Genomic DNA, 14,587 nt, shown 5'->3' on the forward strand with positions numbered 1-14,587 from the left:
AATCACCGCAAGCGGCGTTGCTAGTCCCTATTTCTGTGGACAACATTGATGCGGCGATCACTTTCTCCCCATAATCGACGTCGTATCATGGATAACCACAGGTAATACCCACATTATGGGGATAAAGTGGCCGTCCTCCACTCTATATCTGCGTTTTTATCCACACCTAGTCCGTCCGCGCGGCCAAAGCTTCCACCATATCCACACGTTGTAGACGACGATGCGTTACCCACATCACGATGGCGGTAAATCCAGCCGTCAGTACGGCCGCCAATAGATACCCCGGCCAGTGGATAATCAGTGGGAAGACAATCTGGGCAGAGGCTGCCTGCCGCAAAATGAACGCGGTCAGGCCATTGCCCAGCAGGAAGCCCGCCAAAATGCCCACAACGGTCAAGATGATATTTTCGCGCACGATGTACATGGTCACTTCACCGTCGTAAAAACCGAGCACCTTGATTGTAGATAACTCCCGCATCCGCTCCGATACGTTGATATTGGTCAGGTTGTACAGCACAACGAACGACAGTAATCCACTCAGGACAATAATGATGACAATGAAGGTGTCCATGCTGCTACTCATCTGTTCCAAAGTCGCCCGCTGGTCGTCCGCATAGCTCGTATTAATCACGCCGCCATTACGCAACAATTGCTCTGCCAGGTGACGCCGCTGTTGTGCGGTTTGGGCCGTCGTCTTCACCAACAATGCGTTGGTCTGCGCACTACGCCCAAATGCCGCCCGGTAACCAGACTTCGTCATGTAAGCAAATTGGCCCGTGTAATTCTGCGCAATTGCCCGCACCCGGACCTTCGCGGAGCGGCCGTTCGTTAGCTTAATGGTCACGCGACTGCCCACGGTGGCGTCCAGCGTGGTTGCAGCTTTCTGCGTCAGCACTACTCCCCGCTGCGGTAGTCTAATCGACTGTCCCTTGGTCGTCTCCACGTTCACGTAACCCGTCAAATTATTGGTCGCAGTGGGCACAAAGAAGCTGACCGAACCAACACTGTGTCCATGGGCCTGAACTTTGACTGTATTCGCAGTGACGGTGGCACTACGCTGGTAATGCTGATTCTGCCGTAACACTTTACGTGCCTGGGCCGGGGTCCCTTTGTCGCTCAACGTCGCCACCGCGCTATACCGAATAATGTCGTTAAACTGACGCGTACCCGCGCCACTAATCGAATCGCGAATACCAAATCCGGTCACGATGAGTCCGGCACCACCAGCGATCCCAATGATGGTCATCACCATCCGGGACTTAAACCGAAACAGGTTGCGGTAGCTGACTTTGCGGTTGAATGATAGCCGCCGCCAGAGTGGCGTAATCCGTTCCAACAAAATCCGCTTGCCTGCTTTGGGTGCCTTGGGCTGCATGAGTTCTGCCGGCTTGGCCCGCAACTCGGTGGTCACCGCGACCACAACCGCACCAACCGTCGCAATCAGCGCAAAGATCAACGCCAGCGCAATGTTCGACCACTGGAGGTTAATCACGGCCGTACGCACAATCGACGTGTTACTGCCCGACATTTGCACCACGAGCCGTGGCAACAACTCGCTACCAATCGCGGCGCCCAAAGTGGTACCGATTATTGCGGCTAGTAGCGCGTAAATATAGTAATTGCGGCTAATTGCCACGCTGCCGTACCCGAGGGCCTTCATGGTGCCCAGCTGGCTGCGGTCCTCAGCCACCATCCGCGAGATGGTGGTAAACGTAATTAACGCCGCAATCAGGAAGAAGAACACGGGAAAGACGTTACCGATGGCGGCAATCCGTTCCGCCGACTCACCGTAGTCCGCAAAGCCACTCAGGTCATGTCGCGTACCATAGCTCAACGTCGGCTTGGCCACCTTGGCCTTGATGGTGCGCTGTGCGTCCTCCAACTGCGTGATGGCCGCAGTAAGCTTGGTGCGTTGTTGCGTCACGTCCGCGCTCGTTGCCCCCGCCGCACTGGCTTGGTCCAGTTGCTGCAACGTCGCTCGCGCTTCGGAGAGTTGCCCGTCAACTTTTTGGCTGGCAGTTCGAATCAACTCCTGCCGCCGCGCCGTTGCCCGCCCACGCAGGGCCCGCTTGATTGCCACAACTTTATCATCCACCCGGTTTTGGTACGCGTCGCTAAAACTGTTGCCGTGCGTTAAACCGGCAAAGTAAAAGCCGATACTGGTATACACATCAACATCAACGTTCGACGCGGTGACGTACGCAAAGTAGGCCACTTGCCCGTTACCGATGTTGGCGTTGCCGCGGTTGTAGGTCGAATCGAGGTACTGCGGTGACTCCACAAAGCCAACGACCCTGTAAGTGCGCCGCTTGAGCTGACTCGTCTTGGCAAAGCGGTACGTACTACCAATCCGGTAGCGGCCGTAGTCCCGGGCCCGGGCGTCTAAAACAATTTCGTTTACGCGCCGTGGCAACCGCCCACTCTTGACGATTATTTGGTTCAGCTGCCGGTTATTGGTGTACCCAGACACCGCAACCACGGAGTCGTCCGTGCTGGCTAGGGCAAAGACGCTCTTAGCCGCCATGACCTGGGCACCTTTGACCTGCCGGGCAGCCCGTAAATCAGCCTTAGTCAGTCCCGCCGTGCTCGTCAGGGTCACGTCCGCCAGACGCTGCTGGTCCACCATCGTCGTCGCGGAATCCGTGTAGGCCGGGCCAATACCCTTCACGCCGACGAAGACCAACACGCCGAGCATAATAATTAAAATGATGGCAATAAATCGACCCAAGCTTTGCCGAATACTGCGGCCCAGCATGGTGTTTAGAATTGATTGATACATGCGGTCACCCCACTACCACTCCACGGCGTCCACCGATAGCGGCTCCTCGTTGTCAGTCACGCTCCGCACCTGGGCGTCGTTAATCCGGATGACCCGGTCCGCCATCTTCGCAATCTCAGCGTTATGCGTGATGATGACCACGGTTTTACCGTCACGGTGACTCGCATCCGCCAGTAAACGTAGCACCTGTTTACCGGTCTGGTAGTCCAGGGCCCCCGTTGGTTCGTCGGCCAGCAGCAATTGCGGGTTTTTCGCCAACGCCCGGGCAATGGCCACACGTTGCTGTTCACCACCGGAAAGCTGCGCCGGAAAATTATCCAGGCGGGCGCCGAGACCCACCGCACGCAAAGTATCGTCCGCATCCAGGGCGTCCGGCACTAGTGAGGCCGCCATCTCAACGTTTTCGCGCGTCGTCAGGTTGGGGATGAGGTTGTAAAACTGGAAGATAAAGCCCACGGCCCGCCGTCGGTACTCAGTGAGTTCCTTAGCGTTAAACTGCGCGATATCGGTCCCATCCACTATCACTTGACCACTGGTAGGCGAGTCCATTCCACCCAAAATGTTCAGCACCGTCGACTTACCCGCACCGCTGGGGCCCAAAATGACGGTGAGCGCCCCGGCCTCAATGTCAAAGCTGAGCGCATTATTCGCCACAATTTTGGTGTCGCCCATTTGGTAAACTTTAGACTCTTCCTTGACCTCAATGTACGCCATATTGTTTTCCCTCCGTCAGTTCGCCTTTAACCATTAGTATACCGCGTTGCACCCACTTTTCAGCCTCAACCACTGGCAAAAAAATGCGGTTCACGTCACGCGCCACAAATTAATTGCTATACTTAGAAGCATCGGCCTCACCCGGGCGCCACAACTTTGCCCGGTGGTCATTCGTCTCTGGGGGAAAGAAACTTGAAAAAATCGACAAACGGCGGCGTTGCCCTGCGCGCTGCAATTGGCACCACCATGTGGGGTGTCGGTGGCATCCTTAGCAACATCATCTTCAACACCAGTCACGCCACACCCGCATGGCTGGTCAGCATGCGACTCACCTGGGCGGGGCTAGCCATGCTCGCATACGGACTGATCACCCACCAACCATTGCTACGGGTGTGGCGGAACCGTGCCGACGCGCTCCGCCTCATCGCCTTTGGTATCGTGGGCGTCGCCATGGCCCAATTTAGCTACCTCCTCGCGATTTTCTACGGTAATGCCGCCATCGCGACCATCATGCTCTCGCTCGTTCCGGCCATGATCACCGTGGTGGTTTGCGTCAGCGACCGCATGTGGCCCCGGCCCATCGACACAATCGCCATTACCATTGCGCTCATCGGTGTATTCTTCCTGGTCACTGACGGCAACGTTACGCAGCTACACGTTGCCCCGCTCGCCGTCCTGTGGGGCCTGGTTGCGGCCGTCACCGGCGCGGCGTACACGTTGCTGCCACGACCATTGTTGCAGCACGAGCCGCCACTGGTCATCGTCGCCTGGGGCCTCGTGATTGGCGGGTTCCTGATGAACTGGATTACCCCCGTCTGGCGCGTACCCACGGGGCTACACGCGTGGTCGTGGTTATTCATCGCCTTCATCATTTTCGGGGCGACTTTCCTCGCGTACATTCTCTACGTGTCCAGCCTCAAAACGCTGCGCCCCGCAATTGCCAGCATGATCGGCAACTTGGAGCCCCTCACCGCCACGATTCTATCCATTATCTTCTTGGCGCTGGGTTTCCACTTCCTACAGTTCGCCGGGATTGTCTTGGTACTAGCCGCGGTGTGCATGATGAGTTGGGTACCGAAGAAGCAGCGTGTATAGTCAAGGTCTAACGGCATACCATGGTCCCAGTTTGCTGGGGCTTTTTTGTTGTCTAACCGTAGAAAGTACCTATTAATTTTAAATTGCCCTTGCCTTACACCAACTGTAAGGCACTATGATAATCACAACAGTTGGGAGGCATTCAGAGTGAACAAAATACTAATTGTCGATTATTCGTGGTCGGGCCACACCGCCACGCTGGCCCAAACAATCAGCGACATGGTTGCGTCCGACCGTTACCAAATCCAGGTGCAACCGAGCACCTTTGCCAAAGATATGTACGCAACGTCAGACACTGCGCAGCAACAACTACAATCGGGAAATCTACCAACACTCGTTCAACCACTACCAGATTGCAACAACTACGATGTGATCCTGGTTGGTGGCCCGGTTTGGTCCGGTAAGCCCGCCACACCGATTATGAGTTTTCTCAGTACGGTCGACACTGGCAATGCGCTGTTGGCCCCGTTTTACACTCATGCCGGTACGGCCGGTGAATACGAGGCAACTTTTAAACAGTTTGCTGGAACGCGACCCGTTGCCACTGGGTTAGGCATTACCGGAAACGCGGTTGACGCCGCCAACCCGAAAATTAAGTCATGGCTCGAACAATTATTGAAGGAGGAAAAATAATGCGCACTACTATATTTGAAGAAAAGGGGCACGTGGCCGTTCAAGACCTGCCCATGCCTGAAATCGAACAACCCACTGATGCCGTCATTAAGGTACTCCGCGCCTGCGTCTGCGGCTCTGACCTGTGGTGGTTCCGGGGACTCGCCCAACGCGAACCTGGTTCACCTGTGGGTCATGAGGCAATCGGTGTCGTTCAATCAGTCGGGGCGGAAGTAACCCACGTCCAACCGGGTGACTTCGTGATCCTGCCGTTTACCCACGGTTGTGGGCACTGTGCGGCCTGTCGCGCAGGCTTTGAAGGTAACTGCCTCAACGCCCAGGAACACGGCTCCAGTGGTTTCCAGGGCGAATACGTTCGCTTTACCCTGGCCGACTGGTCGCTGGTTAAAATTCCCGGCCAGCCAGAAGATTACACGGACGAACAGCTCAACGACTTGTTGGCACTGTCGGACGTCATGGCCACCGGCTACCACGCTGCGGCTAGCGCCGAGGTCAAACCCGGCGACACCGTAGTCGTTATGGGCGACGGCGCAGTTGGCCTGTGTGGTGTGATTGCGGCCAAGTTGATGGGTGCAACGCGCATCATCGCTATGAGCCGCCACGCCGACCGCCAAGCTTTGGCCCGAGAATTTGGCGCTACGGATATCGTTGAGGAACGTGGCGACGACGCCGTTCGCAAGGTCCTGGACATGACTGACGGCGGTGCTGACGCCGTTCTCGAATGCGTCGGCACGGCGCTATCCGTGGATACTGCCATCAAAGTCGCCCGGCCGGGTACCGTCGTCGGCCGTGTTGGTGTACCACAAGAAGCGACAAACGCTAACGCCACACCATTTTGGACCAACGTTGGCCTGCGCGGCGGTATTGCTTCCGTCACCACGTACGACCGCGCCGTCTTACTCGACGCGGTGCTGCAGGGCCAAATCCACCCAGGCCACGTCTTTACCCAGCGCTTTGACCTAGCCGACGTGCAACAGGCCTACGAAGCAATGGACCAGCGTACAGCGATCAAGTCACTATTAATTGTAAGCAAATAATCGGGGGGTATTTTATGACAACAATTCCATCCTTCACCTTAAATGACGGCAACCAGATGCCCGCATTCGGTTTCGGGACGTTCCAAATTCCGGCGGACGGCTCGACCAAAGCAGCGGTGGCTACCGCCTTACGTCTCGGTTACCGCCACATCGATACCGCCGCAGCATACTTTAACGAACGAGAGGTCGGCCAGGCCATCGCCGAGTCCGGCATCCCCCGCGACCAAATTTGGGTCACCAGCAAACTATGGCTTCAAGACTATGGCTTTGAAGCCGCCAGGACGGGCATCGACACTTCTTTGCAAAAACTCGGCCTCGACTACATCGATTTGTACCTATTACACCAGCCATATGGGGATGTTCCCGGAGCCTGGCGGGCCTTAGAAGCGGGGCAACAGGCCGGCAAGATTCGCTCCATCGGTATTTCTAACGTCACGCCACGGCTGTGGGCAAAGTTCGTTCCTGACTTTGACGTACGGCCGGCAGTGAACCAGGTTGAATTCAACCCTTACTTCCAGCAACAACCATTGCGTGCCCTAATGGCCTCCACACAGACGGTGTTGGAGGCGTGGGCGCCACTGGGTCAGGGCAACCCTGAACTGTTCCAGGAGCCAGTCATCCAGGCGCTAGCCACCAAGTACAAGAAAGATGCCGGCCAGATTATCCTGCGTTTCGAGTACCAGTCCGACGTCGTGGTGTTCCCTAAGTCAGTGCATGAAGCACGCATTGCTTCCAATCAGAACATCTTCGACTTTGCCCTAACCGACGATGAAATGGCCACAATGCAAGCGCTGGACAAAGGCCACGGCCGTCACGATCCTGACGCGCCAGGTGTGGCTAAGCGACTATTGGGCGCCTTCGATGTCCACGCCGATCAATAGCGGTACAACAATTGTCATTTGACCTAATATACGCAAACACGCGCCCACCAAATACCGGTAGGCGCGTGTTTGCGTATATTTAAACTTTTGCGACCGTATCGGGGGCGTTATCCGCCGCGGTTGCAACGTTGGAGGGCTCGTAGGTGTCCGGCTTGGCGTTAATCAGCACGTCGGCGTAATGCGCCACCTTCTTGTTGATAGTCTCCAGGTGGTGGTTTAATTCGGCAATTTCGTCTAGCGTGCGCTGCTGTTGTGCCAACATGATTTGATACCGCTCCGGCACCGTGCTTTCACCCGCAATGACTAGGTCAAAGTAGTGTTTGATACTCTCCAGTGGCATCCCTGTCTGCCGCAAACACGTAATGAGGTGTACCCATTCCAAGTCTACGTCGTCAAAGACGCGGTTGTTGTTTTCATCACGTTTTACGTAGGGCAACAGCCCGTGGTCATGATAATAACGCACCGTGTAGGTGGTCAGCCCCATCTTTTTAGCCACTTCTTGAACTGTGTACGTCATTAGCAATACTTCCCCTCTGTTTAACTGTTACCATCATACTACCTTACACCCACTATAACGCAAGCAAAAGTTACACCAGCTATAACCCGCGCCACGACGATGTTTGTGGAGGCTATCATTGGGCACCCGTTTAATCTTACCTGAATGTCCAGGCGGCTTTGACCGTACAGCACCGTCATGACGGCGTTTGAAAAAAATTGCAATTTTTCCTTGCGCTTACACCAGCTCTAACCATTACACTGATGTCATCAACTCAGGGAGACATCATTAACATGCAAAAGCAAAAACACTTTGACTGGATTCTACTCGTTATCTTATTAAGTTATTTCATGATTCTGCTCGACAACTCCATCATCTTTACTGGAACGGTTAAAATCGCGCAGGACCTGCATCTTGACCAAAACACCCTGTCCTGGGTATCCAGTGCGTACTCACTGACTTTTGGCGGTTTCCTGCTGGTCGGTGGGCGTGCTGGTGACCTGTTCGGCCGCCGGCGTGTTTTCCAGATTGGTCTAATCATCTTCGGCCTAGGATCCCTACTCGTCGGTGCCGCTGGGTCCGCAACCCTGATTATCGCTGCCCGTGCATTTCAGGGTATCGGCAGCGCCATTTTGGCACCGACCACTCTGGCCATCTTGATGGATACTTACACGGGCGGCAAACGCGTCCGGGCCATTGGTTACTACGGCGCGATGGGTGGCATCGGTGCATCGGTCGGCTTAGTCATTGGTGGGCTACTGGCCAGCCTATTGAGTTGGCGCATCGGTTTCTTCATCAACGTACCCATCGCCGTCTGGATGCTCTACCTGTCCATGCGGCACCTGCCCAATGATACCGGCCGCAAAGGCACACTGGATTGGCTCGGTACCCTAACCTCACTGTTCGGCATGATCACCCTGGTCTACAGCATCGTCGGTACAGTCGGCCAGCTGTACGCCCTCATCGCCGCCGTCATTCTGTTAGGGATTTTCATTGCCCAGGAGGCCCACACAGCTCAACCAATCATGCCGCTACGCTTGTTTGCGGATTTGGAGCGTACCGGGGCCAACATCAGCCATATCCTCTACATGGGCGCCATGCTGGGATTTTGGTTCATCACGCCGCAGATTATGCAAAGTCAGCTAGGTTTTACGCCACTAATGGCGGGCATCGCGTTCTTCCCGCTGACGGTCGTCAACTTTGTGGTCGCCCTACAGGTTGCACGCCTGACCAAGAAGCTCGGCAATGGTGGGCTGCTAATTATTGGTATCCTGCTGACCTTTATCGGGATGTTTTGGATGAGCCGCTTCACTCCTGCCACAGGCTACTGGCTCGGCATCGCCCTACCAATGGTGATGCTGGGAGTCGGCCAAGGCTTGGCGCTGAGTCCGTTCACCGCTGCGGGTGTTGCCCATACACTGGGTGAGGACGCGGGGGCGGCTAGTGGTGTAGTCAACGTGATGCACCAGCTCGGTGGCTCAATCGGGCTATCAATCTTAGTGGCGATACAAGGCATGTTCCGCGGCGTTGTTCCGGGTTTCCAGCACGCAATTTTGACCGGTGCATGGCTACTGTTTCTAGCCTTGTTGGCCGCAATATTCATGGTGTTGCCGGGAGAGCGCCGCAACCATTAAGCACACTCGAGGTGAGTATGATGACTGCACCCACCATTTATTACGCCGTAGTCAACCTCGACGGCGATTTCCTACTCAATTGGCAAACCGATTCGGCGCCAATTGTACGCTACCTCTATCAACACCCACAGGCCAAGTTGCTCATTTGTCACGAATCGCCTGATAACCAGGACGATTGCAGCATCGTCGCCACCATTGAACCCCAATTGACAGTCGAAGATATCGGCCTAGCACCCAGTTCGTTGGGTGCGTCCGGTAGTCGCTTAATTGCGACGCTGGATGCGACATTAGGGCAAGCGCTCGATGCCGGTGTTGACAACTTTGGTTCCGCACACGCTAAACGGCTAGCGTATCTATCGTTGTATTATGCTCAGTTGAAATCACTCAGTCGCCGCGATACCATCATCATGATACTCAGCGCCTATCTGCACGATTTCGGTGCGGACCGCGACGGGCAGGACGGCGGCTACGGACTGAGCCGCTTTAACCGCTACCTAGACGGACACGGTATTGTTGATCCTGAGTTAATTCATGCAAAGCTGACAATGATACTCAACCGTGCCCACCTGCCTTGGTCAAGCACGGACTCCCAGCAGTTGATGTACATCCTCGCTGATTCACGGGTGACCGGTTGGACTCGACACCTGCAGGACTGGACACACGATATACGCCTCCTTGACCAACTACGCTTTGGCCGGTCAGTCGTCCTGACGCAACTGCACGACTACGACGCAATGCGCCTACTGTTTATATCGCAACAAGAACTTAACCTAATCCCAGACAGCAAAACAAAGGAGATACTGATATGACAAACGTATTAATTATTGGGGCAACAGGCTCGGTGGGCCAGGTCACCCGCAACTACTTTTTGCAAAATAGCAACGACAGCCTCACGTTGATGGCCCGCCACACCGACCGCCTACGCAATCTGAACGCTGACCGTGAGCATGTCATAGCGGGCAGTGTGACTGACCCCGCCATCCTGAAACAGTCCCTCGCTGGCCAAGATGTGGTCTTTGCTGCTCTGAGCGGCGACTTGCCCCGCATGGCGCAGGCGCTCGTGGATGGCATGGACGAGGCCGGCGTTCAGCGGCTGTTGTTCATCAGTTCGATGGGCATCTATAACGAGATACCAGCGTCCGTTGGTGCCAGCGGCAACCTAGATTCGAACCCGATGCTCAGCTCTTACCGCCGGGCAGCCGATATTATCGAGGCGTCAGGCCTCAATTACACCGTTATTCGGCCGGGATGGTTCGATAGCGGCAACGACACTGACTATCAAATCACGCACAAAGGTGAGGCCTTTGGTGGCCACGATGTATCTCGGGTCAGTATCGCTGATTTGGTCTTACGCCTGGCCCACGATCCAAAGTTAGGCAGCCGTGACAGTCTCGGAATTAACCGCAAATAAGGAGGAACCCGGCATGAAATTATTGATACTAGCAGCAAATGGTCAAATTGCCCGGATCGTTGAGCAACGGATATTGAACGAACCACAATTTAGCGACGTGGAGCTCACTTTGGGTCTCCGCCGTGCAGAACGTTTATCGGCATTGGCGTCTAACCCACGCGTCACCGTCATCGAAACGGACCTAGAAGATGCCGCGTCGGTTGGGCGCGCGGTCGCCGGGCAGGACATGGTCTTTGTTGCCGTAGTTGATCACGATCGCGATAACCGGATGACCAAGAACGTGATTACTGCCATGCAAGCACACCATGTGCACCGCATCATCTTCACCAATATACTGGGTATTTACAACGAGGTACCCGGTGAGTTTGGCCGCTGGAATCTAGCTCAGGTTCGCTCCGGCCTCGCCGCCGCTCAACAGTCCGACCAACTACTAGCTGAATCCGATTTGGCTTACACTACTTTGCGCCTCCCGTGGCTCAATAACCGTGACGAAGTCAAGTACACCGTCACCACGCGCAACGAACCGTACGTCGGGGTGTCCGGCTCGCGTCAAAGTGTCGCCGACGTCGTGCTCAAAATCGTTGCTGATCCCGACTTTGCCGCCAACGACAGTATCGGCATGGCCGACCCGGATACCCAGGGAGAAGACCGGCCGGTGTACTAGCTCGCGGTTGATCATCCTGAGTAGTCTCCCAGACACCGATATTTCCCGGGAAATAAAAGACCCACCGCATCCCCCAACAGGGAAATGCGACGGGCCTTTGCCATCCGCGCTAAGCACTTTGTTCTTCGTGACCAAACTGGTTTTCCACGTATTCACGGTACAAATCGTGGTGGGCCACCAACTCGTCGTGGGTCCCGTGACCGCTAACCGTGCCCTGCTCGATAAAGTAGATCTGGTCCGCGTTCACAATGGTGCTGAGCCGGTGGGCGATGACCAACGTCGTCCGGTTGTGCATCAGCTTAGTTAACGCCTTCTGCACCATCATTTCTGACTCTGAATCCAGACTGGCCGTGGCCTCGTCCAGCATCAGGATCTGCGGATCACGCAGGAACGCCCGCGCAATGGCAATCCGCTGCCGTTGACCGCCAGACAGCTTCACGCCACGTTCACCCACCTGGGTGTCCAACCCATCGGGCAACCGCCGTACGAAGTCTTCCGCGTACGCCATCAACAGTACTTGCCACAACCGCTCATCGTCATAATCGCCCGTTAGTCCGTACGTGAGGTTATAGCGTACGGTACCCGCCATAATGGGTGCGTCCTGACTCACCAGACCGATTTGTTGGCGCCAAGCGGTGAGGTCAACCTGATTGACGTCATGGTCACCGAGAGTGATCCGCCCGGACTGCGGCGTGTAATACCGCTCAATGAGACCAAAGATGGTCGACTTGCCCCCGCCGGAAGGTCCAGCAAAAGCAATTACTTTGTTTGGTTCTGCAACGAATGATACGTCATGAAGCACCTGTTCGCCGTCCGCATAGCTGAAGTTAACGTCGTTCATCGCCAGCGTCTGTCCAGATACCGAGTCCAAAGCCGCGGTACCCTGAGGTTCGTCCGGCACCATCAGGAGCTCCTGAATGCGCGCGGTTGACCCACTAGCTTTGCCCAACGAGGTGAAGAACTGCCCCAAAGTGGTAAACGGTGAAATCATCTGCACGAGGTACATCAGAAACGAGAACAGCGTCCCCATCGTCATGGTTCCCTGCGCAATTCGGTTCGCACCGTACGCCAGCATGCCGACAACCATCCCCATCATCACCATGGTCATGACGGGACCCGCAATGGAGTCATACATAGCTTCCTTCAACCCCAACTGGTACAGGGCGTCCACCCGCGCGTGTCCGCGCTGAGCCTCTACTGGTTCGGCGGTTGACGACTTCACGAGCCGGACCTCGCCAATGACTTCGTTAGCCTCACCGTTAAACCCGGCGAGTGCATCCTGACGACCAAAGGCGATTTTACGTGACTGGTTGGCCACCGGCATGATGACCAGTAGCACCAATGGCACCGCCACAAACATGAGTAGCGTCATCCGCCAGTCCATCACCAGCATGAAAGCCAGCGCGCCGAACAGTTGCAAAATTGACGTTGCCATCTGCGGTACGGAGTTCGCCAGCAGGTCTTTGACCTGGGTGGTGTCGTTCACCAATCGTGACGACACCTCCCCCGACTTCGTATTCTCGTAGTAGCCCACGGGCAGACGCAGGATTTTGTCCCACATCAACGTCCGCAACTTTGCGACCACGTCCTCACCGAAGAATCCGAGGATAGTCCCCGACCCCGCACTGACCAACGCGCTCAGTACGAACAGTCCAATCACGCCCACGACGAAGACGGTATCGACGTGGTGACCCAGCTGATTAATCAGCGTTTGGGCAAAGTGGGGCACCAACAGTTGAAACACGGTCGCAACCAGCCCTAATGCTAAGCCCACGCCCAGTTGCCAATACTTGGGGTGGATCCGGCTAATCAGGCCCAGAAAGTTACGCATGCTAAATTTTTGTGGCGCTCCGGTACTTCTCATTCGTTGCATTACCAATTACCTCTATCTACAAGTTTTAGAACCGGCCCCGATCAAAACCAGGGTGACGACGGCCCCCACCATACGGCCAATCGCCGTGGGGTCCATGATGTCCGTGTGCCCCGTGGAAGCCACGCCCAAAGCCGCGGCCATCGTGATCATCATCGCGATGTTCGTCTTCTTGTCGCTCAACGTCCGGTACCAACTTGGCTAGTAATGCCTGAAGCTGAGCACGTTCCTCATCGGAAAGTGCCGCAAAGGCGTTGTCAGTAAACTCAGCGCGAGTGTTCTGCGCGTCGTCCAGCGCCTGCTGCCCCTTATCGGTCAAACTAATCATCTGCACGCGTTTATCGTCGGGTGCGGAGTTACGTTCAGCCAGGCCGGCTTCGACCAGTCGGTTCACGAGGGCCGTCACTGAGCTAGGGCGGATATCCAAACGCTCTGCGATATCAGCGTTAGTCAGCTGCTGCCCATCCTTCAACAGAACGAGCACGCGCAACGGTCCGCGTAACTCAACGTTACCATCGCGACGCTGCTGGGTCTGAATAGCGGCCCAAACAAAGCGGCGCTGCATGAACAGCTGCCCAAATAGTTGCAGTAAATCTTCATTAGGTGTGTTTGCCATAACTAAATTCTCCTTTACGTAAGCTGTTTACCATCGACAAATTACTTAGTTAGTTTTTATATCAGCTAACTACTTTGAAGAGTCTAAACCGTTAGTTAGATTTTGTCAACCCTAACTAAATTTGTCGTCAAAAAATAGGGTGACTACTAGTCAGCCCCCTAATTAACCAAGCTATTGTAATTCATTCCGCGCAGCTTCGGGTACGCTCGACGCGCTGACCGCGGTGTATGTTTGTACGTAAGCGCCTTTGTGATCAATCTTCAAGTAACGTCCGCGCTTGAGCACTTTCACGCCCACGAACTCCAACGTACGGCTGCGGCCATAGCGGTCAACGGCCATTTGCCGGTATGTGGGAGTGCCGTAACCGTTGACGCTGACGGGATTGGTGGTTTTCACGTACGCGACGTCTTTGCCTACCAACGGGTTGAGCTGATCCACCGTGGCCGCTAGCTGGCTACTACTATTTTGCGTGGCAAACTTGGCGCCAACGCCCACCAATGCAATCACTACGGCGATGCCCAGAATAATGGATATGAACCTCTTCATAACGTTCTTCCTCCCTGACTAATATGCCATCAGTATACGGGAAGGTCGAGGCTCCGCCATCGGCCGCTGGTCTGAACTTTAGCGGTTGGTCGGTGGTTGCGTGCAGGCAAAGAGGCGGTGGGGTTGCGGCTTACGTGCCTTGAGCCGTGAATTGCTACGGTAGTGGGTGACGGCAGCGTTGGCCGGGTTGGTGAGCTACGGCTTTCGTGGG

At 55.4% G+C, this 14,587-nt stretch carries 13 protein-coding genes and 1 pseudogene; 8 read left to right on the forward strand and 6 right to left on the reverse strand.

Features of this window, described 5'->3' with window-relative positions; all coding sequences use genetic code 11:
* Nucleotides 1–166: 166 nt before the first annotated feature.
* Nucleotides 167–2,779: an ABC transporter permease gene (locus LPA02S_RS03290; protein ID WP_054649143.1), complete on the reverse strand. Its 2,613-nt coding sequence runs from the start codon at nucleotides 2,777–2,779 to the stop codon at nucleotides 167–169.
* A 204-nt stretch (nucleotides 2,780–2,983) separates the two neighbouring features.
* Nucleotides 2,984–3,493 (reverse strand): annotated as a pseudogene (locus LPA02S_RS03295) (ABC transporter ATP-binding protein); the annotation flags it as partial.
* 192 nt (nucleotides 3,494–3,685) lie between these two features.
* Here LPA02S_RS03295 and LPA02S_RS03300 point away from each other — a divergent pair.
* The 4 genes from LPA02S_RS03300 (at nucleotide 3,686) to LPA02S_RS03315 (ending at nucleotide 7,139) form a co-directional block, all read left to right on the forward strand.
* The gene (locus LPA02S_RS03300) at nucleotides 3,686–4,588 is read left to right on the forward strand and encodes a DMT family transporter (protein ID WP_082607902.1); all 903 of its coding nucleotides are present in this window, start codon (nucleotides 3,686–3,688) and stop codon (nucleotides 4,586–4,588) included.
* A gap of 147 nt (nucleotides 4,589–4,735) precedes the next feature.
* Nucleotides 4,736–5,221, forward strand: a complete 486-nt coding sequence (locus tag LPA02S_RS03305; RefSeq protein WP_054649139.1) for a flavodoxin — start codon at nucleotides 4,736–4,738, stop codon at nucleotides 5,219–5,221.
* Nucleotides 5,221–6,258 (forward strand): zinc-dependent alcohol dehydrogenase family protein, encoded by a 1,038-nt coding sequence (locus LPA02S_RS03310; protein ID WP_056956781.1) that lies wholly within the window; start codon nucleotides 5,221–5,223, stop codon nucleotides 6,256–6,258. The genes LPA02S_RS03305 and LPA02S_RS03310 overlap by 1 nt, the downstream gene beginning before the upstream one ends.
* Nucleotides 6,259–6,272: 14 nt before the next feature.
* Complete coding sequence (locus tag LPA02S_RS03315; RefSeq protein WP_056956782.1) at nucleotides 6,273–7,139, forward strand: aldo/keto reductase; 867 nt, start codon at nucleotides 6,273–6,275, stop codon at nucleotides 7,137–7,139.
* 79 nt (nucleotides 7,140–7,218) lie between these two features.
* Here LPA02S_RS03315 and LPA02S_RS03320 read toward each other — a convergent pair whose 3' ends face one another.
* Nucleotides 7,219–7,656 (reverse strand): MerR family transcriptional regulator, encoded by a 438-nt coding sequence (locus tag LPA02S_RS03320; protein WP_054651112.1) that lies wholly within the window; start codon nucleotides 7,654–7,656, stop codon nucleotides 7,219–7,221.
* 272 nt (nucleotides 7,657–7,928) lie between these two features.
* Between LPA02S_RS03320 and LPA02S_RS03325 the strand changes: the two genes are divergently transcribed.
* Genes LPA02S_RS03325 through LPA02S_RS03340 form a run of 4 tightly spaced genes read left to right on the forward strand, consistent with a single transcriptional unit; the run spans nucleotide 7,929 to nucleotide 11,344 of the window.
* On the forward strand, nucleotides 7,929–9,269 hold the full coding sequence (locus LPA02S_RS03325) for an MFS transporter (RefSeq protein WP_054651148.1): 1,341 nt from the start codon (nucleotides 7,929–7,931) through the stop codon (nucleotides 9,267–9,269).
* A gap of 17 nt (nucleotides 9,270–9,286) precedes the next feature.
* On the forward strand, nucleotides 9,287–10,078 hold the full coding sequence (locus LPA02S_RS03330; RefSeq protein ID WP_156302172.1) for a hypothetical protein: 792 nt from the start codon (nucleotides 9,287–9,289) through the stop codon (nucleotides 10,076–10,078).
* Nucleotides 10,075–10,680 carry an NAD(P)H-binding protein gene (locus tag LPA02S_RS03335; RefSeq protein ID WP_056956783.1) on the forward strand — a complete coding sequence of 202 codons (606 nt, stop codon included), beginning with the start codon at nucleotides 10,075–10,077 and terminating at the stop codon, nucleotides 10,678–10,680. Before LPA02S_RS03330 ends, LPA02S_RS03335 begins: the two co-directional genes overlap by 4 nt.
* 13 nt (nucleotides 10,681–10,693) lie before the next feature.
* The gene (locus tag LPA02S_RS03340; protein WP_054651116.1) at nucleotides 10,694–11,344 is read left to right on the forward strand and encodes an NAD(P)H-binding protein; all 651 of its coding nucleotides are present in this window, start codon (nucleotides 10,694–10,696) and stop codon (nucleotides 11,342–11,344) included.
* 109 nt (nucleotides 11,345–11,453) lie between these two features.
* On the opposite strand, the gene LPA02S_RS03345 is transcribed toward LPA02S_RS03340, so the two are convergent.
* The 3 genes from LPA02S_RS03345 to LPA02S_RS03355 all read right to left on the reverse strand — a co-directional run bounded on the left by LPA02S_RS03345 (nucleotide 11,454) and on the right by LPA02S_RS03355 (nucleotide 14,376).
* Nucleotides 11,454–13,217, reverse strand: a complete 1,764-nt coding sequence (locus LPA02S_RS03345) for an ABC transporter ATP-binding protein (RefSeq protein WP_082405468.1) — start codon at nucleotides 13,215–13,217, stop codon at nucleotides 11,454–11,456.
* 25 nt (nucleotides 13,218–13,242) lie between these two features.
* Nucleotides 13,243–13,830 (reverse strand): MarR family winged helix-turn-helix transcriptional regulator, encoded by a 588-nt coding sequence (locus LPA02S_RS03350; RefSeq protein ID WP_054651118.1) that lies wholly within the window; start codon nucleotides 13,828–13,830, stop codon nucleotides 13,243–13,245.
* Between the two features lie 171 nt (nucleotides 13,831–14,001).
* On the reverse strand, nucleotides 14,002–14,376 hold the full coding sequence (locus tag LPA02S_RS03355; RefSeq protein WP_054651120.1) for a YxeA family protein: 375 nt from the start codon (nucleotides 14,374–14,376) through the stop codon (nucleotides 14,002–14,004).
* Nucleotides 14,377–14,587: the final 211 nt, after the last annotated feature.

Source organism: Lacticaseibacillus pantheris DSM 15945 = JCM 12539 = NBRC 106106 (assembly GCF_001591865.1).
Classification (GTDB): Bacteria; Bacillota; Bacilli; order Lactobacillales; family Lactobacillaceae; genus Lacticaseibacillus; species Lacticaseibacillus pantheris.

What these genes read in the sequence shown, in the direction of transcription:
- LPA02S_RS03330 (WP_156302172.1), top strand. Translation starts at nt 9,287, where the DNA reads ATGATGACTGCACCCACCATTTATTACGCCGTAGTCAACCTCGACGGC.
- LPA02S_RS03355 (WP_054651120.1), bottom strand. Translation starts at nt 14,376, where the DNA reads ATGAAGAGGTTCATATCCATTATTCTGGGCATCGCCGTAGTGATTGCA.
- LPA02S_RS03320 (WP_054651112.1), bottom strand. Translation starts at nt 7,656, where the DNA reads ATGACGTACACAGTTCAAGAAGTGGCTAAAAAGATGGGGCTGACCACC.
- LPA02S_RS03345 (WP_082405468.1), bottom strand. Translation starts at nt 13,217, where the DNA reads ATGCAACGAATGAGAAGTACCGGAGCGCCACAAAAATTTAGCATGCGT.
- LPA02S_RS03315 (WP_056956782.1), top strand. Translation starts at nt 6,273, where the DNA reads ATGACAACAATTCCATCCTTCACCTTAAATGACGGCAACCAGATGCCC.
- LPA02S_RS03335 (WP_056956783.1), top strand. Translation starts at nt 10,075, where the DNA reads ATGACAAACGTATTAATTATTGGGGCAACAGGCTCGGTGGGCCAGGTC.
- LPA02S_RS03290 (WP_054649143.1), bottom strand. Translation starts at nt 2,779, where the DNA reads ATGTATCAATCAATTCTAAACACCATGCTGGGCCGCAGTATTCGGCAA.
- LPA02S_RS03350 (WP_054651118.1), bottom strand. Translation starts at nt 13,830, where the DNA reads ATGGCAAACACACCTAATGAAGATTTACTGCAACTATTTGGGCAGCTG.
- LPA02S_RS03325 (WP_054651148.1), top strand. Translation starts at nt 7,929, where the DNA reads ATGCAAAAGCAAAAACACTTTGACTGGATTCTACTCGTTATCTTATTA.
- LPA02S_RS03340 (WP_054651116.1), top strand. Translation starts at nt 10,694, where the DNA reads ATGAAATTATTGATACTAGCAGCAAATGGTCAAATTGCCCGGATCGTT.
- LPA02S_RS03310 (WP_056956781.1), top strand. Translation starts at nt 5,221, where the DNA reads ATGCGCACTACTATATTTGAAGAAAAGGGGCACGTGGCCGTTCAAGAC.